At 55.7% G+C, this 24615-nt stretch carries 6 protein-coding genes and 1 pseudogene; all 7 read right to left on the bottom strand.

Annotated elements, in window-relative coordinates; all coding sequences use genetic code 11:
• Positions 1–46 precede the first annotated feature (46 nt).
• Entirely contained in the window at positions 47–13531 is a 13485-nt protein-coding gene (locus tag L6439_RS12285) for a non-ribosomal peptide synthetase (protein WP_213471180.1), read from the bottom strand.
• Positions 13524–15986, bottom strand: coding sequence for a non-ribosomal peptide synthetase (locus tag L6439_RS29305; protein WP_168182474.1), 2463 nt, complete (start codon positions 15984–15986; stop codon positions 13524–13526). The genes L6439_RS12285 and L6439_RS29305 overlap by 8 nt, the downstream gene beginning before the upstream one ends.
• Positions 15967–19746, bottom strand: a complete 3780-nt coding sequence (locus tag L6439_RS12280) for a condensation domain-containing protein (RefSeq protein ID WP_213471181.1) — start codon at positions 19744–19746, stop codon at positions 15967–15969. Before L6439_RS12280 ends, L6439_RS29305 begins: the two co-directional genes overlap by 20 nt.
• A gap of 22 nt (positions 19747–19768) precedes the next feature.
• Complete coding sequence (gene pabB / locus L6439_RS12275) at positions 19769–21562, bottom strand: aminodeoxychorismate synthase component I (RefSeq protein WP_237096839.1); 1794 nt, start codon at positions 21560–21562, stop codon at positions 19769–19771.
• Complete coding sequence (locus L6439_RS12270; protein ID WP_213471182.1) at positions 21522–22151, bottom strand: anthranilate synthase component II; 630 nt, start codon at positions 22149–22151, stop codon at positions 21522–21524. Before L6439_RS12270 ends, pabB begins: the two co-directional genes overlap by 41 nt.
• A gap of 684 nt (positions 22152–22835) precedes the next feature.
• Positions 22836–23828 carry a DMT family transporter gene (locus tag L6439_RS12265; RefSeq protein WP_213471183.1) on the bottom strand — a complete coding sequence of 331 codons (993 nt, stop codon included), beginning with the start codon at positions 23826–23828 and terminating at the stop codon, positions 22836–22838.
• Positions 23815–24006, bottom strand: a pseudogene (locus tag L6439_RS12260) (FCD domain-containing protein); the annotation flags it as partial. The pseudogene L6439_RS12260 and the gene L6439_RS12265, both read right to left, overlap by 14 nt.
• Between the last annotated feature and the right edge of the window lie 609 nt (positions 24007–24615).

The raw sequence follows: 24615 nt of genomic DNA, 5'->3' as shown, positions 1-24615 counted from the left end.
AGGAAACGGCCCGCACACGGCGGAGATTCGTTTCCTGCGCGTAAGCTTACAGCTTGCTGACGATATCCGAGATGTCGTCCAGTTCATCGAAGGTCAGGTCAGCATCGGTAAAATCGCTAGGCGTAAACTGCTCATCTTCCCGGTTCAAGCAGTGCTCAATCAAGGACAGCAGATGCGAAGCGTAGGCTGTCACTCTGCGCTGCGCCGTATCCTCATCCACCGCCTGGGGATGATAACGAAGCGTAAGCCGGAAGCGGCCTTCGCTGACGACGCAGTTCCACTCCTCCAGATGAGACATCTGGTTCAGCGGACTGATTAGATCCCCCATTGGCATAGGCGACAAGGCTGGCTTGTCCTCATCCGTGCTGTCATCGAACTGACCCAAATAATTAAATACAATGTCAGGCTCTTCCCGCAGGATGTCCACCTCATCGCGGAACTCAGGCGTCAAATATTTAAGTATGGCGTAACCGGCCCCTTTTGCCGGTATGCCGCGCAGCATTTCCTTCACGCTTCGCACGGCATCAGCCAACTCGCGGGAAGGCAGGGACAACAAAACAGGATACATGGAAGTGAACCATCCGATAGTTCTTGTCACGTCCGCCTGTACCATGCCCTCTTCCCTTCCGTGTCCTTCGAGGCAAATGGCCGTGTCCTCCTCGTACGTAAGAGCGAGAGCGGCCAGCAGCAGATCGATGACCTCGGTATGATAGGCGCGATGCGCCTCTGTCAGAAGCTTGCGCGTAACCGGCTCCTCCAGCTCGATGGCGACCGTTCTGCTGTTCCGGTACGTGCAGGCTTCCGCCTTGCGGACGGGAAGTTCCGAGAATCGCTTGTGCAGCTTGCGCCAATAGGGCAGTTCGCGAAGCGCTTGTTCCTCGCCCGCATATTTGAGGAGCTGCCGGCTCCATTCCAGATAAGAATCCGTTTTGGGAGGAAGCGCCGGCTGTTCCCCCGCGCGCAGGGAGTGGTAAATCTGTTGAAAATCTTCCAGCAGGATGCGCCAGGATACTCCGTCGATAAGTAAATGATGAATGATGATTAGCAAATGATCGCCCTGGTCTGTTTTGAACAGGCCCAGCCTGATAAGCATACTTTCTATGTTCAGGGCAGACTGGAGCTCGCAGGCCAGACTTTCCAATCGCGCCGCGGCTTCATCCCCGCTGTCCGTCTCGTACACATCGAGTGCATAGTAAGGTCCTTCCTCCAGCCCGAACATGGTCTGGACGATCCCTTCCTTCTCCCGGCGGAACCTGGTTCGCAGCGCGTCATGATGCTCCACCAACCGATCGAACGCCTTCCTTACCGTGCTCTGATCCCATCCCTGCCGGTTATACAGCATCATGGATTGGTTCCAGTGCTCCTCGCATTCGAACCCCCGCTCAAAAAACCAGCGTTGAATCGGCGTCAGCGGGAGCTCGCCCGTTACCGGGCTTTGCCGGTCAGCTGAACGGTGCTCATCCGCGTATTCCACATACGGTGCGCATTCGGCAATGGTTGGATGCAGCATCAAGTGCTTGACCTGAAGCTTGCGGTTATACTTGGCAAGCTTGGATATGATCTGAATGGACTTAATGGAATCTCCGCCAAGCACGAAATAGTTGTCCTCTATACCGATGCGCTTGATGCCGAGCACCTCCGACCATACCTCGGCCAATATTTTCTCATTTTCTGTCCCGGGAGGAACATAGGATTGCTGAAGCTGGCTGATATCCGGCTCCGGCAAAGAGCGCCGATCCAGCTTGCCATTGCGGGTTAGCGGAAGCTGTTCCATCGGGACGAAGTAGGAAGGAATCATATAATCCGGCAACCGCTCTTCTAAATATTTGCGCAGCTCCTTATCGTTGAACCCTTCCGGCGACACGAGATACGCGCACAGGTAATGCCCCTTCTCCTCCTTGCGGGCAAGGACCGCCGCTTCCCTGATCCCCGGATGCTCAAGCAGCCTCGCTTCAATCTCCCCGGGCTCGATGCGATGGCCGCGGATCTTGACCTGGTCGTCCATTCTGGAAATAAACTCAAGCTTTCCATCCGCAAGCCATCGGACTCTGTCTCCCGTTCGATATGCGCGTTCTTCGCCCAGCCAAGGAACGGTGACAAATCTGGCGTTCGTAAGCTCCGGATCTCCCAAATACTGTTGAGCCAGGCCCTCTCCGGCGATAAGGAGCTCGCCGGCGATTCCGACCGGCAATAAATGGCCGTCCGGATCGACAACATAGGTCTTCGTATTATGAATCGGACGGCCGATCGGCACCGTGTCCATAGCTTGCAGGCCTTCGTCCACGTTGTACGTCGTCGCGAATACCGTTGTCTCCGTAGGACCGTAGGCGTTGGCAATGCGACGGGGTCCCAGAAATTCATAAGCTCTCAGCATATGAGCTCGGGAAGCCGTCTCTCCCCCTATAAATACCCGGCGAATCGATGCAAGACAAGCAACATTGTAGTCGACCATAGCATTGAAGAGGCTGGCGGTTGCAAAAAAGGACGTAATGCGCTCCCTTTCGATCATTGCCGCCAGTTCAGCCATATCCAGGACGTCGCCTTTGGCGATAAGCACAAGCGTGGCGCCGTTCAATAATGCGCCGAAAATCTCAAAGGTCGAGCCGTCAAAGGCATAGTTGGACAGCTGAAGGATGCGATCCTCCGCGCCCAGCGCGATAAAACCGTTATTGCGAACCGTCTTGACAATGTTCCGATGCGTCGTAATCACGCCTTTGGGCTTGCCCGTGGAGCCGGAAGTATACATGACATAAGCCGGCATAGCGGCTGGATCCGGCGGAATCTCGGCCTGTGCGGGCTCTGCGGCGCCGGCCGCGCGGACGCATTCGGCCCAGGCGTCCCCGTCCAATGGAATCGTCAGGCCGGCATAGCCGGAGATGCTTCTGCCGGAAGCGGCGATCACGATGCGGGCGCCGCTATGATCGAGCATATAGGACACTCGCTCATCCGGGTAAGAAGGGTCGATAGGCACGTAGGCGCCGCCCGCCTTCAAAATTCCGATAATGGCTGCGATCATTTCGATAGACCGGTCCGCCAGCAGACCGATGCGGTCCCCTGGACGCATTCCTTGGAAGCGAAGCGCATCCGCCAGCCGCTCAGCCAGCGCGTCAAGCTCCTGATACGTTATGGATTGATTCAGGAACCGGAGCGCCGGATGCTGCGGCCGGAGGGCCGCCTGCGCTTCAAACAGCTGATGGATCGTGGCCTCTCGCGGATAATCGGCATCGGTATCGTTAAACTCATGCAAAATCCGGTTCGCTTCCTCATCCGTAATCAAGCGCACTTCGCGCAGGAGCATAGCGGGACGATCGGCCATCTGGCTCAGGACATGCGCATAGTGCTCTGTCATCCGTGTTATCTGAGCGGCCGAATATAAGTCGGTTCTATACTCGACCGTCATGCGAAGGAGGTCTGTATCTTCATCCACGACCCAGGTCATGTCGAACTTGGCCATGCCGCTATGCCACTCGATCGGCTCAATGCTCAGATTAGGCAGATGAATCGTCTCAGGCTTCGCATCCTGCAGGACAAACATCGTGTCGAATAAAGGGTTGCGGCTCGGATCCCGTTCGATGCGCAGCTTCTCAATCAGTTCATCCAACGGATAGCTCCCGTGCTCAAAGGCGAGCAGCGTGTCCTCGCGAACCCGCTCGATCCATTCCTGAACCTGATAGCGGCCTTCCGGCGCATGCCGCAGCGCAAGCGTATTGACAAACATGCCGGCCACGGAAGCGGCATCCGCGTGATCTCTTCCGGCAATAGGCGTGCCGACGACAATATCCTTTTCTCCCGTATATTTGGACAGCAGCACATAATAGGCGGCCAACAGCACCATAAAGAGCGTCGCATTCGATTGTGCCGCGAGGTCCTTCAGCTTCCGGGACAATTCCGGGTCCAGTTCAAACGCATGCGTACCGCCGGCGAATTGACGCCGCGGCGGGCGGATTCCTTCCGTAAGCACATCGATAACGGGAGGCGCTTCCTTGAATTTGTCAAGCCAGTACCGCTCACTGGCCAAGCGGGCGGCTTCCTTGTGACGATTCTCCAGCCAGACGGCGTAATCTTTGAACTGAATCCGCATCGCATCCAGCGCGTCTCCCTGATACAGCTTGATGAGATCCCGATATAAAATTCCTGTCGTCATTCCATCCGAGACGATATGATGAGTATCCATAATGAATAGATGCTCACCCTCGGAAAGGGTGTACAGAGCCGCTCTCAGCAGCGGTGCCGCGCTCAGATCAAAAGGGCGCACAAAACCGCGGATCAAGGAATGGATCAGAGCGTCGCCGGACAGGCCTGCTGTCAAGTTCGACATAGGCACCCTGTCGATCCGCCAACTGATTTCGGTCATCGCATGAACGCGCTGTCTGATCTCGCCGTCCATCATCACATAACTTGTTCTCAACGCTTCATGGCGGCGAATCAAACCTAGCAGCGCCAGCTCGAGTCTATTCGCATCGGCATTCCCCGTCAGCCTTAGCGCCACCGGCATATTGTAGCTCGTTCCTGTCTCCTCGAACTCCTCGACGAGATAAAGCCTCTTTTGCGGCGACGAGACCGGATATGTTGCTTGCTCCGGCGTATGCGGGATAGCTTCGTATTCCTCCGCCGCGCTCTGCTCGATCAAGCGGGCCATCTCACCCAGCGTGGCGGCATGGAACAATTCCGGCAGGGAAAGCTTCACGCCCCAGCGCTTGCTGATTTGCGCTACCAGCGCCATCGCCTTCAGCGAATGGCCTCCCAGCTCGAAGAAATGGTCTTGAGACCCGATCGAAGCTGCCCCGAGGAGCTCTGACCACAGTGCGGCAAGCTCCTTTTCCGCAGCGGAGGAAGGGGCGCTGCGAGAAGCCGATCCGACAAGCTCGGGCTTGGCCAACGCTTGCCGATCCACCTTGCCGTTCGGCGTGAGCGGCATGGCGTCCAGCACAATGAATACCGAAGGAAGCATGTATTCCGGCAGCCGCCGCTTCAGTTCCGTCCTCCAAGCGGCTTCGAAATCTTCGGTTGCTCCGGAGATATTGCCTGTCGGCACCACATAGGCGGCCAGCATGGAATGGCCCTGCTCGTCCCGGTGCGCAACGATCGCCGCTTCGCTTACCATTGACAAGGACGCGACGGCTTCCTCCACCTCTCCGAGTTCAATCCGGTTGCCGCGTATTTTGACTTGCCGATCGATCCTGCCTATATATTCGAGATTCCCGTCCGGCAGCCAACGCACCAGATCTCCCGTCCGGTAGATGCGATCCTCTCCCGGCACCACGCCGCTGGCAAACTTCTCCTCCGTCAGCTCCGGCCTTCCCAGATAGCCTGCAGCGAGTCCGTCGCCGGCAATGCACAGCTCGCCCGGAACGCCGATCGGCTGAAGCTTGTCCCACCGGTTCAGCACGTATATACGGACATTATGAACAGCTCGCCCGATCGGCACGCGCTTGGTCTCCCTTACCCGATTGTCCACCTCATACATCGTGGCCATTACCGTCGTTTCCGTCGGGCCGTAGCAATTCAGAATCCGTCCCTCTCCCAGTTCGTCCAATCCTTTGAGGATGTGCTTGAGCGACGCCGCCTCCCCTCCGACCAGCAGCTTGCGCACGCCCTGGAGGCTGATCATGTCATAATCCGCCAGCGTATTGAATAACGCGGTGGTCATGAACAAGACGGTAATCGACTCATCGGCCAGGAGCTTGGCCAGCAAGGATACATCTTGCAATTGCCGCTTCGTCATCATTACCAGTGTCGCTCCGTTAAGCAGCGCTCCAAAAATATCAAAGATCGATCCGTCAAAGGCGTAGTTGGACAATTGAAGGATGGTGTCCCCCGGGCCGATATCTACGAAAGCCCGGTTGCGGCAGAAGTTCACGACATTGCCATGCGTCGTGACCACCCCCTTCGGCTCGCCTGTAGAGCCGGAGGTGTACATGATATAGACCGGATCCGATGCTTCCGGCCGGGCTCTCGGAGACGAGAACGCTCCCTCGGCATAAATTTGCGGTTCACGAAGCGCAATGACGGTTCCCGCGTAATTCGCCAAGGTTTTCTCCGCATCGGCCACAAGCCATCTCGCTTCGCAATCTTGCAGCATGCAGCCCAATCTTCCTTCCGGGTAGCTTGAATCAAGCGGCACGTACACTCCACCCGTCTTCAATATCGCCAGAATGGCGATGATCATCTCCGGCCGGCGTTCCGCCAACAGCCCGACGGCATCGCCCGGCCTGATGCCCTGCCGCCACAGGTGAGCCGCCATGCGGTTGGCCCGCTCGTTCAATTCCCTGTAGGAAATGCTCGTGTCCCCAAACCGAAGCGCAGGGTGATGCGGCTGTTCCGATACGATCGCTTCGAAGGCGGACAAGACCGTCATCTCGAGGGGATACGCCGCTTCGGTGTCATTCCACGAGGCAAGCAGGTCATGCTCCGGCGGCGTCAGCAGTTCGAGCTCCATCAGCTTGGCCTCGCCATGATCCAGCATTTGTTCGAGCAAGTGCTCGAAATGCCCGGCCATCCGCTCGATCGTGTCCCTGTCCCACAAATCGGTTCTGTATTCGATATCCGCGACAAGCCGATCGTCTTCCCGATGCCAGGCCCACGTCATGTCGAACTTGGCTTCGCGCCCCTGCCAGGTCAGCGGCCGAACCGCTATATCCCGCAGTTCTCTCGCGGCCATGGACAAATCCTGGAGCACAAACATCGTGTCGAACAGAGGATGCCGCGATGGACGAAACGGGATGCGCAGCTTCTCGATCATATCGGCCAGCGGATAACCGCTGTGCTCATAAGCAGCCAGCACACGTTCCTTGACTCTTCCGATATACTCGCTTGCCGTTAGGCTGGCCTCAGGCTGAAGGCGCAGCGGTAATGTATTGACGAACATCCCCGCCGTGGACTGGATATCCGCATGATCGCGGCCGGCAACCGGGGTTCCGACCACGATGTCCTCTTCTCCGGTATATTTGGACAGAAGCGTGCCGTACGCCGAGACGAGCAGAATAAAAAGAGTCGAGTTATAACTTGCGGCGGCCTGTTGCAAGCGGCGGAAGAGATCGTCCCGCAGCGCAAGCCGGAAGGTGTCTCCCTGACGGGACCGCTCGGCGGGACGCGGCCGGTCAAGCGGAAGCTCCGGCGTGCCGGTATAGTCCGAATATTGCTCCATCCAGAACTGCTCGCTGTCCGCAAATTGGCGGGACTCCTTCCGTTGATGTTCCCACACGGCATAATCCTTGTATTGCAGACGGATTGGCTTCAAGGGAAGTCCCTGGTATAGTCCAAGAAGTTCTTCGTATAACACTCCGGCGGAGACGCCGTCCGACACGATATGGTGCATATCCAATGCCAGGTAATGACGATTCGCGGATCGTCTAAGCAGAGCAGCCCGAACGAGCGGCGCCTGTGACAGCTCGAACGGCCGGACAAAGGAAGCCATCCATCTCGTTAACAGCGGCAGATCGTCCCTGAAACCCCGGCCGTCCTCGGTCGTCTCTGTCCCGATGTCATGTCTGAGAAGCTCCCAACTCAGCTCATCCAGGCGGTGAATACGCTGGAACAATTCGCCCGCTTCCATATGAATGGATGTCCGCAGCGCTTCATGGCGCGCCAGAACGCGAGTAAAGGCGGCCTCAAGGCGACCGGTATCCAGCGCTCCCGCAATTTCGAAAAGCATCGGCATATTGTAGCTTGTCCCGGCATTTTCGAACTGTTGGGCGTAATAGATTTGCTTCTGGGCCGCGGTCAAGGGATACGCGGATTGTTCCGGCGCCGCCGCAATCGCATGATGGATTTGCAGGTCGGCCCGCCGGATCCATTCCGACATTTCCGCCAGTACCGGCAGGTGAAACACATCCTGCAAGGACAGTTTTACATTGAATTCCTGATGTATTTTTCCAACCAGCAGCATCGCCTTCAGCGAATGCCCGCCGGCATCGAAGAAGTGATCGTAGATGCCTATGCCGTCTGTGCCCAGCACATCTTCCCAGATGCGAATAAGCCTTGCCTGGGCCGCATTTTCGGCCGGGACATAATTGTCCTCCCGCGACAGGAACGGCTCCGGCAGCGCTGCCCGGTCCACCTTGCCGTTGCTCGTCAGCGGCAGCGTCTCCAGACGCGTAAAAACCGCGGGCACCATATATTCCGGAAGCTGGCGCCTCAGCTCATTCTTCCAGCCGGCAATCGATTGCGGGAGTTGTTCCGAAGGGAATGTCCCGCTCTTGTCAGGAACCACGTAGGCGCATAAGTAAGAATGTCCGCGCTCGTCCGTGCTTGCGGCGACAACCGCTTCCGCAATCCCCGGAAGCAGCCGCACATGCCTCTCTACTTCCCCCAGTTCAATCCGGTTCCCCCTGATCTTGACCTGGCGATCGATCCGTTCAATGAACTCGAGGTTGCCGTCAGGAAGCCATTTCACAAGATCCCCGGTTCGGTACATAAGGGATCCGGGCCTGAACGGATCGTCCACAAATCTGGCCGCTGTCAACTCGGGCTGCCCCAGATAGGAACGAGCCAGCCCTTCCCCTCCGATGTATAATTCTCCCGGCACGCCGACAGGCTGCCGCTTGCCTTCCTTGTTCAGAACATACACCCGCGTATTATGAATCGGCCTGCCGATCGGAATGTGCTCTCCGAAGCCGACGGAGCAGGAGGTGGCGAACACGGTGGTTTCGGTCGGGCCGTACATATGCATCAGCCGGTCTTCCCCAAGCGCGGCTGCCGCCTTCCTGACATGTCTGGGCGATACCTTCTCTCCGCCGAACAGCACCTTCCTTGTCCCTGCCAGACAGTCCATCCCGAGATCGACAAGCGTATTAAATAACGCCGTGGTCATGAAGAGCACCGAAATGTTCTCCCGGCGGATCACTTCGGCCAGTTCAGCGGCTTGAAGCAGCGTGTCCCGTTCAATGAGAACAAGAGTCGCGCCATGCAGCAGGGCCCCGTAGATATCGAAGGTAGCTCCGTCAAAGGCGTAATTGGATACTTGCAGGAGACGGTCTTCTCCCGTAATCTCCACATAGCCGTTATTCATCACCGTCTTGACGACATTCCGGTGGGTCGTTACGACTCCTTTGGGCATTCCCGTCGAACCCGACGTATACATGATGTACAAAGCGTCTTCGGGAACTGGGCGATGCTTCCCCTCCGGATTATGAACAGGCAGGGAGCCCCAGATGTCCTCCCGGTATGGAATCGATTCTCCTCCGAAGCCCGGTATGCCGTAATCCTCTGCCACTATCACCTGCTTGGCATCGCTATCCCTCAGCATGAATCGCATTCGCTCCGGCGGGAAGGTCGGATCCAGCGGCACATAAGCCGCTCCCGTCTTGACAACGGCCAGGATGGCGATAATCATCTCCGGGGAACGGTTCATCAGGAGGCCAACGGTCTCCCCCGGCTTCGCGCCTTTCGCGATTAAATGCCAGGCCAACTGGTTGGCCTTCTCATTAAGGGACTGGTAAGTGAGCCTTCGGGAATTCATAACGACCGCCTCGGCCTGCCCGTTCCGGGCGCATTGCCGCTCAAAAAGTTCCGCCACGGACAGATGACGGGGATAAGGCATGTCTGTGGCATTCCATGCTTCCAGCTGCGTCTTCTCGGACTCGGTCAACAGCTCCAGCTCGCCGATGGCCAGTTGGGGCCGATCCAGCATTTGCGTCACTATATGAATATAATGCTGAGCCATCCGCCGCATGGTGGCCGGCTGCCACAGGTTGCTGCGATATTCGATGGCCAGTTGGATCCCTTGATCGGAGGAAGTGCAAACCCAAGTCATGTCGAATTTAGAGGTGCCATGATCCCATTCCGATGCGGCGATGGACAGGCCTGGCAGTTCAAAGCGGCCCACTCCTTCATCCTCCACGACGAACATCGTATCAAAAAGCGGATGACGGCTTGAATCGAACGGAAGGGATAACCGGTTGATCAGCTTCTGCAACGGAAAAGCGCCATGCTCGAAGGCCTCGAGGACCAGCTTGCGTACAGAATCGAGATACTCGCTAACCTTCATCCCGGCGGAAGGATGGGTCCGCAGGGCCAGCGTATTGGCGAACATGCCCGCAACCGGCTCCTCCTTGAGAACCTCTCGGCATGCGAAAGGGGTACCGACAACGATGTCCTCTTCCCCTGAATATTTGGCCAGGAGGATGTGGTAGGCTCCCGTCATGATCATGAACAAGGTATCATGTCTTGCGGCTGCGGCCGTCTTCAATCTCGCGGCCAGATCGGGATCCAGCTCTACGGTCATGCGGCTGCCCGTAAAGGTGCGCACGGCCGGACGCACATGATCCGTAGGCAATTCAACCACGGGAGGAGCCTGCTGGAACCTGGTTATCCAATATTGCTCGTTCTTGTCGTCCCCGCTTCCGCCCCTGGCGTCTTCCCAGACGGCATAGTCCTTGTATTGAATGCGAAGTTCCGCAAGCTCCCGCTCTTCGTACAGTCCGATCAGATCGTCGAGCAGAATCCCGACGGACATGCCGTCGGCCGCGATATGATGCATATCGAGCAGCAGAACATGGCGCTGCGGCGCCAGCCGCAGAAGCGCCGCGCGGATAAGAGGGGCCGCCGCCAAGTCGAACGGTCTTACAAATTGGCCGGCGAAGCGGCTCAATGCCGCATCTTCATCGCCCGGGCTCGCTTCTATCGTGTGGCGGATGAGCGACGGCTGGATGCTGTCCGGGAGATGCACCCGCTGAACGAGTTCTCCGTCTCTCATCTCGAAGGAAGTCCTGAGGACTTCATGCCGCGCGATTAAGCGGTGCAGCGCTTTTTCCAGTCTGGCGGCGTCGAGCGCGCCGTCCAGCTTGAGCATGATCGGCATATTGTAGCTGGTCCCCGCATTCTCGAACTGCTGCACGATATATAGACGGCTTTGGATCGAAGAGGCAGGATAGACTTCTTGCTGCGGCGCCGGCTCGATCTGGTGCTCTGCAGCAGGCGGGCGCGTGGTCATCATCCACCGGGCCATTTCCCGGATGGTCGGCATTTGAAATACGTCCTGCAAGGACATGTTATAGCCGGTTTCCTTTTGAATTTTGGCCACAAGCAGCATGGCCTTCAGTGACTGCCCCCCGATTTCGAAAAAATGCGCCTCCATCCCGATGTTCTGAATATGCAGAACTTCTTCCCATATGCGGGCCAGCTTGGCCTCGTACGCGTTGGCCGGGGCGGAATAGCTATCGCCGCGTTGAGCCGGGACTTCGGGAAGACCCTTGCGATCCAGCTTCCCGTTCAAGGTCAACGGCAGCGCCTCCAGCGTGATAAAGGCGCTTGGCACCATATATTCCGGAAGAGCTTGCCTAAGTTTGCTTTTCCACTCGAGCACTGGAGCTGCGGAGGCATCGGCCGGAACGACGTAGGCGCACAGGTAGGAGTGTCCCTGGTTGTCCCGTTCCGCCACGACCGCCGCCTCTCTAATCGATTCCATCTCTGCCAGCTTGTTTTCAATCTCGCCGAGCTCGACCCGGTTGCCGCGAATTTTCACCTGCTGGTCAATCCGCCCCAGATATTCGAGATTGCCATCCGGCAGCCACCGCGCCAAATCTCCGGTCTTGTACATTCGCTCTCCGGCTTCAAAAGGACAAGGGACGAAGCGTTCGCCGGTCAGATCCGGCCGCCCCAGATAACCTTGCGCAAGCCCTTCGCCGGCGATATATAACTCCCCTGGAACTCCAACCGGCTGAAGCTGCCCGGCTTGATTCAAAACGTATGCTCGCGTGTTGTGAACCGGCTTGCCAATCGGCACCGAGCCAAGCTGCAGCAGCTGCTTGTCCACCGGGTAGGCCGCGGCGAAGACGGTCGTCTCCGTCGGACCGTATCCATTCGCAATCCGCCGTTCGCCGAGATAGTTCAACGCCTTGATTACATGGCTCCTGGAAGCCGCCTCCCCGCCGAAGAAAAGCCTTCTCACATGCTTGAGGCATTGGATATCCCAATCAACCACGGTATTGAAAACAACCGATGTCATAAATGCGGACGTGATTCGCTGGCGCTCCAGCGTCTTCGCCAGCTCGGCCGCGTTAAGCGCATCTTGACGCGGAATAAGCACGAGAGCTGCCCCGTTTAGCAGCGCTCCGTAAATTTCATAAGTGGACCCGTCAAAGGCATAATTCGAAAGCTGAAGCATCCGATCCGTCTCGGTAATATCGTTAAAGCCGTTGTTGACCGAAGTTTTCACAATATTGCGGTGTGTCGTCCGCACTCCCTTCGGCTGTCCGGTTGAGCCCGACGTGTACATAATGTAAGCCAGGTTATCCGGTAAGACCGGAATTGCCGCAAGCTTGCGGGCCGAAGCGCCGTCCGCGTCTCCGTCCTCCGGGACACACAAGCCTCGGGTCAAGGAGATGCGGTTCCCCCCAAATCCGTCTACGGCAAGATCGTCTTCGGCGAGCAGCCACTCGGTCTGGCTGTCGGCCAGGATGAGATTCAACCGTTCGGCCGGGAATTCCGGATCGAGCGGAACATAAGCGCAGCCGATTCGCAGGATGGCGAAGATGGCGGTTATCATTTCGAAGGAGCGCTCGGCAATCAGGCCGACAGTCTGACCGGGAGCAATTCCTTCCTCCAGAAGCTTGCATGCCAAATTATCGACCCGTGCGCCCAACTCTTCATACGTCAGCTCCCGTTCTCCCATAATGAGCGCCGGCCGCTTCGCATGCAACCATACTTGCTGGCGGAATCGATCGGTAATCGCAGCGTCTCTCGGGTACTCGGCGCCGGTCTCGTTAAAAGACCGAAGAAGCTCTTTTTCCTGCCGAGTCATGACATCTGCCGTGTCAATCATGCGTTCTGCCCGGTGGATAAGGCAATCAAGCACCCTTACATAGACGTCCAGGATTCGATCCGTAAAGCTTTGTTCATAGGAGGATACCATTTTGACGGACAGTTCCCCAAGCGTAACGGACACGCTGAAGTCCAGCATCGTATTCGTGCGTTCAAAACTGTAGGGCATAAATTCGAAAAGCCCGGGCTGAACGGATTCATACACATGGAAGTCGATAAAATTAAACGCGGTATCGAACAGCGGATTGCCCTGGCTGCTCTGCTCTCCGGCAGCATGAAGGATCTGGACAAGCGACATCCTTCCATAGTGCTTGATCTCTTGCTGCTTGCGGTGTACCGCCTGGACAAGCTCGCCCCAGCTCATGGACGGATGAATTGCCGTACGGAGCGGCACCGTGTTAAGGAAGCACCCCAATATGCGGGCGCCGTCATCGCGGACGGGCCGTCCATTCTCCACCAGCCCGATCAAGATATCGTTCTCGTAAGAAAACTGATAAAGCGTGCCCACATAGGCGGCCAGGCATAGGGACTTCACGGTAACCCGCTGGTGCTGCGCCGCTGATGCGAGGCTGTCATGCAGCTCTGGCGAGAGCGGAGTGACCGATGTGTATGGCGGCTGTCCAGCCGATAGCGCCGGCGGTTCAGGAAAAGCGAATTTGCCGCAGCCGCGCAGCTCGTTCCGCCAATAGTCCGCCATATCGGCATTCGCTGCAATGGCAAGCTGTTCAATAACATAGTCTTTGTAGCTTGATCGTAACGGACTAAGCAATGACTTCCTCTCCCTTCATCACACCATACATATGAAGCAGCTCCGATATCAACACGGCGACGCTCCAGCCGTCCAATATCGCATGATGGAAAATCCACCCCAGGTATGTCTCCTGCTCCGACGTGAACAGAACGATGCGCCACAGCGGGGCCTGCTGGATAACGAACGGAAGAGCCCGGTCTTGTTCCATGTACAACGTTATCTCATCCCGTACCGATTCGGCGCTGGTTGAAGCCAACGCCACTTCGTTCACCCTAATGTCAATCTGTCCGCATACGTACTGCACCGGAACCGGAAAATCGGAAATATTGAATCCGGTCCGGAGCATGGGATGTCTTCGGACAAGCGCCGACATCGCTTCGCGAAGCAGGGCCGAATCGATCTTCGTCTTCATGCGGTAAATAAACTGGTCGTGGTACATCCCCGAACCTTCATGCTTGATGTAATGAAACACCATGCCCTGCTGAATGTCGCTCATTGGGAACAAGTCCTCGGTATGAGGGGGCAGCAGCGCACGATATACCGGATTGCCCAGCCATGCGGCCCGCTGCCGGTCAAGAGTCGCTTCCATCTCCTTCATGGCTTCCTCCATCGGATGCGTGGACGAGCAGTTCCGGATCAGGCCTTTAATCGTTGGATGCCGATATAAGTCGACAATTTGAATGCTCATTCGGAGCTCCCTGTTCATCCGGCTGATAAGATCAATCGCACGGATGGAGTCTCCGCCAAGCTCGAAATAATTGCTCTCCGTCCCGATGTTCGAAGTGTGGAGCATCTTCTGCCAGATCATCAGCATATGCCGCTCTACATCGTTCTCCGGCATAACCAGTTCAGCTCCCTCGTCCGGAACGACGCTCTCCCCGGGAGCAGGAAGCGACCCCGCATCGACCTTGTTATTCGAGGTCATCGGGATGCTGGCCAGCGGAAAATAATAGGCAGGCAGCATGTACTGCGGCAAATGCCTGGATAGGCTGGCTCTCAATTCCGATGCGCGGTGCACCCGCTCCGATACATAATAGGCGCAAATCTTGTCCTCGCCAGCCGGATCTTTCTTTACGGCGACCACGGCCTGCTGAATATCCGGGATTTGCAGCAGTCTTGCTTCGATTTCCCCCAGTTCAATCCGGAAGCCCCTGATTTTGACCTGATGATCGATTCTTCCCACATATTCGAGCTCGCCATTCGTATTCCAGCGGGCCAGGTCACCGGACCGGTACAGGCGGGCGCCGGGTTCGAACGGATGCGGGACGAAGCGCTCTTCGGTCAGCTCAGGTCTGTTCACATAGCCTCTGGCCACGCCTTCGCCGCCAACATAGATCTCCCCCTCCACGCCGATCGGGACAAGGCTGCGATCCTCGTCCAACACGTAGATTTGCAGGGTGGGTATCGGCCTGCCAATGCTGCTGCTCCTGCCATCCACCTCTGGCTCGCCAATCTCTTTGTAGGTGGCATGCACCGTCGTCTCGGTAATTCCGTACATATTAATCAGCGCGGTATGCGGGTACTTCGTTCTCCAGCCTGCAAGTTGGGCCGGCTGCAGCGCCTCTCCGCCAAAAATGATCATCCGCAATCGAAGATCGGACTTCGTTCCCGGCTCCAGTTCAACCTTGGCCAATGAATAGAACGAGGTTGGCGTCTGATTCATGATCGTTACTCCTTCCCTGCGCAGCAGTTCCAGAAATCGCTTCGGCTCTCTGGCGACGTGAGAAGGAACGATCACCAGCGTACCGCCAAACAGCAGCGCCCCGTACATTTCCCATACGGAGAAGTCAAAACAAAAGGAGTGAAACAGCGTCCAGACGTCATCTTCGCCGAAATCAAACAAGCTCTTGTCATTCATCAACAGTCTGACCACGTTGCGATGCTCGATCATCACGCCCTTCGGCTTCCCGGTTGAACCGGAGGTGTAGATGATATAGGCAAGATCTGAAGATTGGGTGACGGAAGCCGGATTATCCATGTGACGGGAACGCCATTCCGCCGCCGCATCCCCCAAGGGCAGGACACGAATACCGGCGTCCTTTGGAATAAGGGAAGGCTCCTCGGCGATACAGAGCACTGCGCCGCTGTCTTCCAGCATGAAGTGAATCCGTTCCTCCGGATACTCCGGATCAATCGGCATGTAGGCGCCTCCCGCTTTCAGCACCGCCAGGATGCTGACCACCATTTTCGGAGACCTTGAGCATAGAATCCCTACAATGCGATTCGGCTTGACTCCTTGTTCCCGAAGAACGGCAGCCAGGACGTTCGCCTGGCGGTTCAGCTCGGCGTACGTCATTTCCTCGTCCCTGCAACGAAGAGCGATGCGGCTTGCGAACATTTGGGCCTTTTCCTCGAACACTTGGTGCAGTGTCGCTTGGTCCGGATAGGACGCGCGAGTATCGTTGAATTCATGCAGCAGCCTGCGCCTTTCCTTTTCCGGAATCAGATTCAGACTAGACAGCTTGATGTTCAACAACTCCTTCCAACATCGTTATGTAAAAGTCGAGCAATCGTTCGATCGTGTCTTCCTTGTACAAATCCGTGTTGTATTCCATGCGAAGTCTGAGAAAATCGCTATCTTCATAAACGTGCAGTATCAGGTCGTATTTCGCCGTATTGCCCGTTTCGATCACAAGATGTGCAGCAGCGTTCTGGAGTTGGTAATGAGGAGTGAATTCATTCTGCAGTGTAAACATAACCTGGAATCCAGGGGCAGCTCCCGGCGCTGAAGCCGGGGAAAGCCTAGGCAGTACCATCTCAAAGGGCACCTCCTGGTGCTGATAGGCTTCGGCCACCACGTCTTTTACCTGTTCCAGCAAGCCGTCAAAAGTCATGTCATCGGAGATGTGGACGCATAGAAGAACGGTATTGGCCACGAAGCCTATCAGGCGTTCCATCTCCGGCCGCTCCCGGTTCGCCATGACGGTGCCGATCGGAATCGTGGAGTGCTTCGTGAACCGATGCATGAGATAGGAGTAGATCGCAAGCAAGAGCATGAACAGGGTTACGCCCGAGCGGCCCGCTTGGTCCAGGGCCAGCGAAGTCAAGCGGGAATCCACAATTCGTTCGATCGTGTTCCCGGCGTAAGAGCGGGTTTGCGGCGGCGGCAGATCCGGCTGAATTTGCAAGACCGGCAGCGGTTCCGCCAAGGTTCGTTGCCAATACTCAGCCAGTGTCCACAACCGGGAGGAAGGGTCCTGTTCCAAAGAAGCTTGCCATATTACATAATCGGAATAAGAGACCTGACGAGAGCCCGGCCTGACTCCCCCGCTATTCTCCCCTTCGTACATCTCCATCAGTTCTCTGACAAACACCTCTACGGACCAGCCGTCGGACATAATGTGATGCATCGATACCACGAGCGTATGCTCCTGCTCTCCGCCCACAATAAGGGACAGCCGCAGACACGACTCATTCAGGAGATCGAACCGCGTATTCGCTTCCCGCCGAATCCATTCCTTTCGCTTCATGACTCGATCCGCTTCATCCCAACCGCTCATGTCTATCATTTGCAAATCCGGATTATACGGCTTGATAATATACTGATAAGGTTCCCCGTCCATGATCCCGAATCGTACGCGCAGCGCTTCATGCCGTTCGATCAGCCGACGCAGGCTGTCCCGCAGCTTCTCAAGATGGAACATTCCTTCGAAGGAGAGGGAAAAGGTGTGTGTATAGAAGGGACTGCCAGGTGCAATCATGTGCAAAATCCATTGGCTCTTTTGTTTGAGGGTAAGCGGCAGACGGCCGCCTTCCCGTGCCTGTGCCGTGATCGCCGTGCCATTGTCCAGCCGCTTCGCCTGCTTCATGGCCTGAAGCAGACCGGCAACCGACGAATTGTCAAAGAATTGGCGGGGCGATACGGCAACCTCATATTGGGAAGCAATCATGGACAGCAGCTTCGACATGCGGAGCGAGTCGCCGCCCAGTTGAAAAAAATCATCTTGCTCCGATACATGCGAGACTCCCAGTAGTTTTCGGTAGCATTCAAGCAGAAAACCTGCGGCTTCGCGGCCGGCATCCTTTTCCTCCGCATCCGTTGGTTGCCGGTACACTTCGATCCGGCCCGGGCTGGCCTGCAGTTCCTTCAGACCGTTCCGGGCGGTGACATAAATCGCGGACTCCGTACACCGCCTATCTTCGGAGGAATAATAGATCGCAACGATTCCCTGTCCTTCTGTTATGTCCATCGCAGGCTCTGGCTGTCCGTGCTTCGAAGCAGCCGCAGCCATGGCGGCAAGACCAGATTCCCCAAGCAGCCTGTGTTGCTGGAGGCGATACTCGAGCAATGAATCGATGGTGTCCGCAAGCTCATCGAAATGTCCTTCCAGCAGCTCGTCCACGAGCTGCCGCCGCTGAACTTTGCCGGTAGGTGTGCGCGGGAACTTCTCCTTGCTGACCGGAATAATATAACGCGGATTGACGCCGAACTGCCGGGAAATGATTCCTCTGAGCTCCTGGATCATCAACAGCGTCAGCTCCATGTCGTCATCCATGGGCGAGAAGAACAGCACCAGCTGATCATTCCCTTCCTCTCCTCCGGGCAGGCCGGCCGCGGCAGTATAGGCGTGATCGATTCCATAAGCTTCCGCCAGAGCAGACTCGACCTCGAAGTTATATACGTTTTTGGCATTTACAATGAGAACGTCCTTCTCCCTGCCTGTCAGCGTCAGCTGGCCGTCTCGCATGAAGCCGAGATCTCCGGTCTCGAACCACCCTTCGGCGTTGAAGGCATCTCTGGTCGCGGATTCATTCTTGTAATAACCGTCAATGATCGTCTCCCCTTGCAGTTGAATCCGGCCCACACAGCCTTCCGGGAGCACTTCCTCATCCTGATCGACAATGCGAAGCGTGACGCCCGGAATCACCGTCCCAATCTCGGCGAAGGCGACGCTGTCCTTGGACTCGCCCGCGCGGGCAAACGCCAGCTCCCCCGTCAAAGACTCCTTGTGAACATAGCGGACGCCAGCAGATGTAGACGGGTCGAATGCTGTATTGAAGCATAAGCTTCCCGAGAACTCGGTCATCCCGTAAGCGGGCACAATACTTGCCGCAGACAGTCCGCAGGGTGACAACCGTCGCAAAAAAGCTTGCGCCGTCTCCACCGAAATAGGCTGTCCCACATTCAAGATGATGCGGACAGAGGATAAATCCCGGCCGCCGATGTCAAGGCCGTCACCCAATTGGTTAATTTGGCTATAGCCGAAATTGGGCGACCAGGTAAAAGTAACGCGATGCTGTTCCATGTCATCGAGCCACGACACGGGAGAAGCCAGGAAACGATCCACCGAGCCCAGGACCTGTTCACTGCCGATGACTACGCCCAGGATATGATTGGTGAGCAACCCTCCCGCATGATACAGAGGCATCCAGTTCAGCGTCACTTCATCCGCGGTCAGTCCCAAATGCTGCCGAATGCCAAAAATATTCGAAAGCACCTGCGAATGCCGATAGCTTATACATTTAGGAGTGCCCGTGGTGCCGGATGTAAACAGATACAGCGCAGGATCGCCCGGTTCGGCGGAATGCCGATTCGCTGCCGGTTCGTGTGGAAGCAACTGCTCCGGAGACAGGATCTTCCAGTCTATTCCCGGATTCACTGCCGCCGCTGCGAGTGGATCATCGCTTATGATGAGCGGCCGCTCCAGCAGCCTCCAGACCTGTTCGAGCTTGCCTCGTTCCGCATGTTCCGGGGGCAAATGCAAGGCGGGTCTCAGCGGAGCCGGCATGAATCCGCCCAGGACGCAAGCCCAGAACAAAGGCACAAAGCGGTCAATGCGCTCCACCTGAAGGAGGACGGCATCCCCCGGAGCCAGGCCGAGGCGGGTCAACCCTCCAAGCATGCGCTCCGCCTCATGCCGTAATTGCGCATAGCTCGATGTCCGCTCTTCACCGGGGCGCGATTTATAATGGAGCTTCCTATCCGGATACCTTCGAACGGTGAGCTCGAAAGCTTCGGCCAATGTCCGCGGATCGCCATGCAGCCGCTCGAGGGGGCTGCCTATCAAAATCGATTGTGGGGATTGGGGATGCCGGGGGCGGATCTGATTCCGCCTCCGCGCATGTGACAATTGAAAATGCCCTTGTTGGTTCAACACGAAGGATGCAGGGGGGCGAGCAGCAAGATCATCCCGAATAATCGGAGGCGGCTGTTTCTCATGAATGAAAACTTTTACATTTTTTATTGGGTGCGTGCGGCGAATCCGATCCTCGAGCCAGGTGTGAATCGTCATATAATATAGTTCCTCCCTTGTATTACACAACGCTTAGTTCATTCATGGCGCGATCGAGATTGTCCTGAAGCATCTTCACGGGAATCCAGCCTCTTACACTGTTAATGAGCCACATGTGAGATGCCTTGGAAATGTCGCTGATGGCGAGCGTTCGTTCCGTCACTGTCCCGGCAGCGATAAGCTCGCTGCGCAGCGTTCCGGCCAGCAGTCCGCTGTCCTGCGGCGGCGTGTATTTCTTGCCGTTCAACTCGAGGACGAGATTGCCGGTCGTAAATTCGGTGAGCTCGCCCTTCTCATTCCACAGCAATACATCATATGCGTCCCCTTTTTGTTCATAGTGCTGGGCGTATGCCGTCCGATTCGTTGTTTTGTGATACAAGAACCGGTCGGAAGAGGACACCGGCGAAGAAGCAAGCACGGCCTTCGCGGGGCCTTGCCGTTCGGCAATCGGTTCGCTCTGAACGGTAATCCGGCCCGTTCGGGATAAGAGCAGCCTGACTTTGCGCACACCAGCCGTGAATTCATGCGCATGCTGGAGCAGGGCCTGTCTGAGTGCATCCTGGTCGGCCTGGAAATCAAAATAAACGGCGGAATCGGCCATCCGGGCAATATGCTGATCCAGAAGCTGATAGACGCCATTCTCCAGGCGGATCGATTCCAGCAGTTCAAAATCCGGCCTGACTTCTGTGAGCATCAGCGCCTTCGTTCTCGCTTCCTGGTATTCATCCGCGGCCGTGGAATCCCATGTTATCCCCCCTCCGACTCCATATTCAGCCACGCTGCTTCTGTGATCAATCCATACGGTTCGTATCGCGACGTTGAATACCGCCGAGCCGTCAGGACGGATGAGCCCTATGGAACCGCAATAAATCTCCCTCGGCGCCTCCTCCAGCTCGCAGATTAGATTCATGGTGCTGATCTTCGGCGCTCCCGTGATGGAACCGCAAGGAAACAAGGCGGCAAAAATATCATCGATACCGATACCAGGCATCGCCGCCGCTGTCACGGTGGATGTCATCTGAAACAAGGTGTAGTACTTTTCAATCTCGAACAGCTTCGGCACCCGGACAGAGCCGGCTTCGGCAATCATGCCCAAATCATTGCGCAGCAGATCGGTAATCATCACATTTTCGGCCCGGTTTTTCTCCGACTGGCGAAGCCATTCAGCGAGCTGTTCATCTTCCTTCACCGTAAGTCCGCGCTTTACGGTTCCTTTCATGGGGCGCGTTTCCAGGTGATTTCCGTTTTTTCTGAAAAAAAGTTCGGGCGAAGCGCTGAGAATACTGAAGTCCCCCACCTGCAGCATCGCTGAATAATTGGCTTGCTGCGCCTTGCATAATCTCGTGTAGAAGGCATAGGCATCTCCTTCGAATTGCGAACGGAGACGCATCGTATAATTGACTTGGTAAGTATCTCCTCTGGCTATGGCTTCATGTATCTTATGTATATTGTCATGATAACTTGGTTCGGTAACCGCAGGTTCCCATCCCGAGAGCCGGTAATCGCCCGCACCTGCCGGTTCTCCGCCGAGCGTGTATCCGCTGAATATCCCGAACCATGCCAGCGGCATCACGGTGTTGCGATGTACAGAAAAGACCGGATCAAAGGCGGGAGCCGCCTCGTACGACACGTAGCCTGCCGCGTAGTATCCCCGGCCGGCCCATTCCTCTGCTCTCCGCAATGCGTCCCTGACTTCATTCCGGTTCCAGGCCACAATCATTTCAACCGGATCCGAAAAGAACTTGCGCTCTATGCCGTGATCCGCATCTGCAAAATCAAACAGGATATAGGGGGATGCTTGTCCCTGCTTCATCATGATGAACCCTCCTTTGTCTCTTCCCTGAATACGACTGAAGAAAGTTAGCAAGAATGTGCTTGCCGTACGGCGTAATAATGGATTCGGGATGAAATTGGACTCCTTCCACGGCATATTCCTTATGTCGAAGTCCCATTACCTCCCCCTCGCTCGTCCAAGCCGTAACCTCCAGCGGCTCGGGAACATCTGGCTCGACAATCAGAGAGTGATACCTCGCCACCGTAAGCGGATTCGGCAGGTTATGGAACAGCGTCTGCCCGTCATGCACAATATCTGATGTTTTGCCGTGCATAAGCTGACTTGCAGAAGCGACTGTGCCGCCAAATGCCTGTCCGATGGCCTGATGGCCGAGACAAACGCCAAGAATCGGGATCTTGCCCGCAAAATACCGGATCGCCTCAAGCGAGATCCCTGCATGATCCGGATTCGATGGTCCCGGCGAAATCACAATATAACCCGGTGACAAGGCTTCTATCGCTTCCAATGTTACAGAATCATTTCGATAGACCTGGACGGCCTGTCCCAGCTCTGAAAAGTACTGTACCAGGTTGTAGGTAAACGAATCAAAATTATCAATCAGCGCAAGCATATAATTCCTCCATCATTCGTATTGAACTGCCACCTTGGATGTGGAGAAAATGGAGACAGGAGTGTTCCTGTTCTTCTGTCGCGGCATATGTGCAGATTCTTCAACAAGGCCGGATTCGACGGAGACGGCATGGCCGCAGTGCACCTCGCCGGCAGGGCGGGCTGGATCTGCGGGGAACCCGCTTAACTCTCCTCCTCTGGAGAGAACGGCTCCCGCCCCAGATGCGGATGCTTGGCGCGCTTCCGGTTCGGCGTGCTCCCAGGCTCGCAGCCTGGGGAAGTTGAACGCTCGCTTCTTATGAGGATATTCATGGGGTTACGATGCGGCAGGGTGTGACGATGCAGAAATAAAAGAAAATATTCCACTTGAGCAATATTATATTAATAAAATTGCAAAAGTGTCAAATCTTCCAATCGCGAACTTAGCCGCGCCCCTATCATCCGTCCCGTCTCTGTCTTCTCTTGATCGCCATGTTAAAATCGATGACCGCAAACTGCTATTCAGATGTTTAAAGATACACTCGCCCTGCCTGGATTTTTTACGATCCGCTCCTTCCTTCACGCTCTGAATCAACTCTTGTATTATGGTCTGATCGGAAAACCTGAACTTCGAGTGAAAAGGTGTTCAAAAAGACGAAGAACCTCTAAAGCCAGCGCTCGGGAGGTTCTTCTGCATTATTTGGTTTTAGGTGTGAACATCTTGGTGGCGTATCTTTTCATCCTTATGAGATACATAACTATGCAGCATCATTCCCAGCATGATGACGAACATGCCGCACCAAGATAACATAGAGGGAAGCGGAGAAGCCAATAACGCGATCTCTCCGATAACGGCAAAAAGCACTTCCATCGATTGAGTCGCTTCCACGGCGGCCAGCTTTGGCATATCTCCTCTGACCATATCAGTCGCTTGAAAAAACAATACCGTCGCGATGACCCCTGAGAAAACAGCGACGAGTACAGATTGTATCGTTTGCTCTTGGCTTGGCGCTCCCTCTACAAAAAAACCATACAAGGACAGTAAAAACCAGAATGGCAAGCTGGCCAATGTCATTCCAAGTACCCGCTGATAAGCATCCACACGGTCTCCGCATATCTCCATCATCTTGCGATTACCGAGCGGATAGGCAAAGGAAGCGACAATGACAGGCATAATCCCCAATAAAATATCTTTGGCCGAAAGAAATCGGGCTTGCTCCACTTGCATCATCATAATCCCGAGAAGAACGACAAAGGACATGGCCAATCCTTTAAACGGAATTTTGTTTCTTTTCTTCATGAGCCCATCCGGTGTCTGCATGGTCTCCGTGAACAGCGGAGCCAATAAAGAACCTGATATGATTGTCATTTGCCACGTTCCGGCAATCACCCATCCTGGCGCATGCGCGGCCGCAAAGCACAAGGGAGCATAGAAGAGGCCAAACCCTACAAAGCTCCATAAAAACCATGTCCCGGGATTTTCCTTCATCACTTGCCATAACGGCCGCAATCGCTTCCTGCTGATCACAAGAAGCAGCAGGAATGGAACCATAAATATAAATCGCAGCGAAGCGCTCCATACCCAGCTTCCGCCTGATAGTTCCATGGCCCGATTCAGTATAAAGGTAAACGCAAAAAAGAAAGCCGCACAAATCCCCAACAAAATCGGACGAAGATTACCTGCTTCAATCTGTTTCATAAGTTAATATCTCTCCAAGACTTAACCAGTTCTGTTCCACAAGACGAGCTGCCGCTTCTGCGTCTTTCTTTTTACAAGCTTCTATAATTTGCCGATGCTGTTCCACTGACTCGAGACCCTTTACAGAGGCAAATTGAGAAATTTCAAGACGCTGAATTTTGGATATGCATGAATCAACAACATAACGGGCCGTCTTACACTCGTATCTGTTGTCCATATGTTTAAAGTGAAGGAATCCTCCTTTTGGTTCCGTTCTTCTTCTCTGGAACCCACAATAGCCGCCAGCCGGCTTGGGGATGCACCGCCAGGAAGTCGCCGTCGATCGTGGTCCCGATCGCCACGCACTGGCGAAGCTGCTCCCGGGCGATCGGGCTGGCCTCCTCATGCTCCCACAGATCATATTCGGCGAACGGCGGCAGTACGTCCAGATCGGGCGCCTGAATGCAGAACCATCCCCGGTATGTGCCTTCGCCGTATTGTTGAAGAAACCGGCTGTACCCGCCGGGAAAACGACGCGCATGTCTTGCCCGGCCTGACGAATCACGCCGGAGGGAACCGGAACCGATCGTTGAGATACGATATACATGTTCGAACCGCCTTTTCTATGGAAGTCTTTTGGCCTATTTTTATATCATACCAAGTCTCGCCTTGTTTTCGATGCGTCTCGGGAACTAAGCTGGGGAAATCTGCCGCTTGATTTCCGCAGGGAGAGGTGCACAACCACGCAGCAACCCCTTCCGCAACGCTGCGAAAGGGGTTCGTTTACAAGTTGGCTGTCGGAACGAGA

Source organism: Paenibacillus dendritiformis, from assembly GCF_021654795.1.
In the GTDB taxonomy this organism is placed as follows: Bacteria; Bacillota; Bacilli; order Paenibacillales; family Paenibacillaceae; genus Paenibacillus_B.
This window is presented reverse-complemented; position numbering and strand designations above follow the sequence as displayed.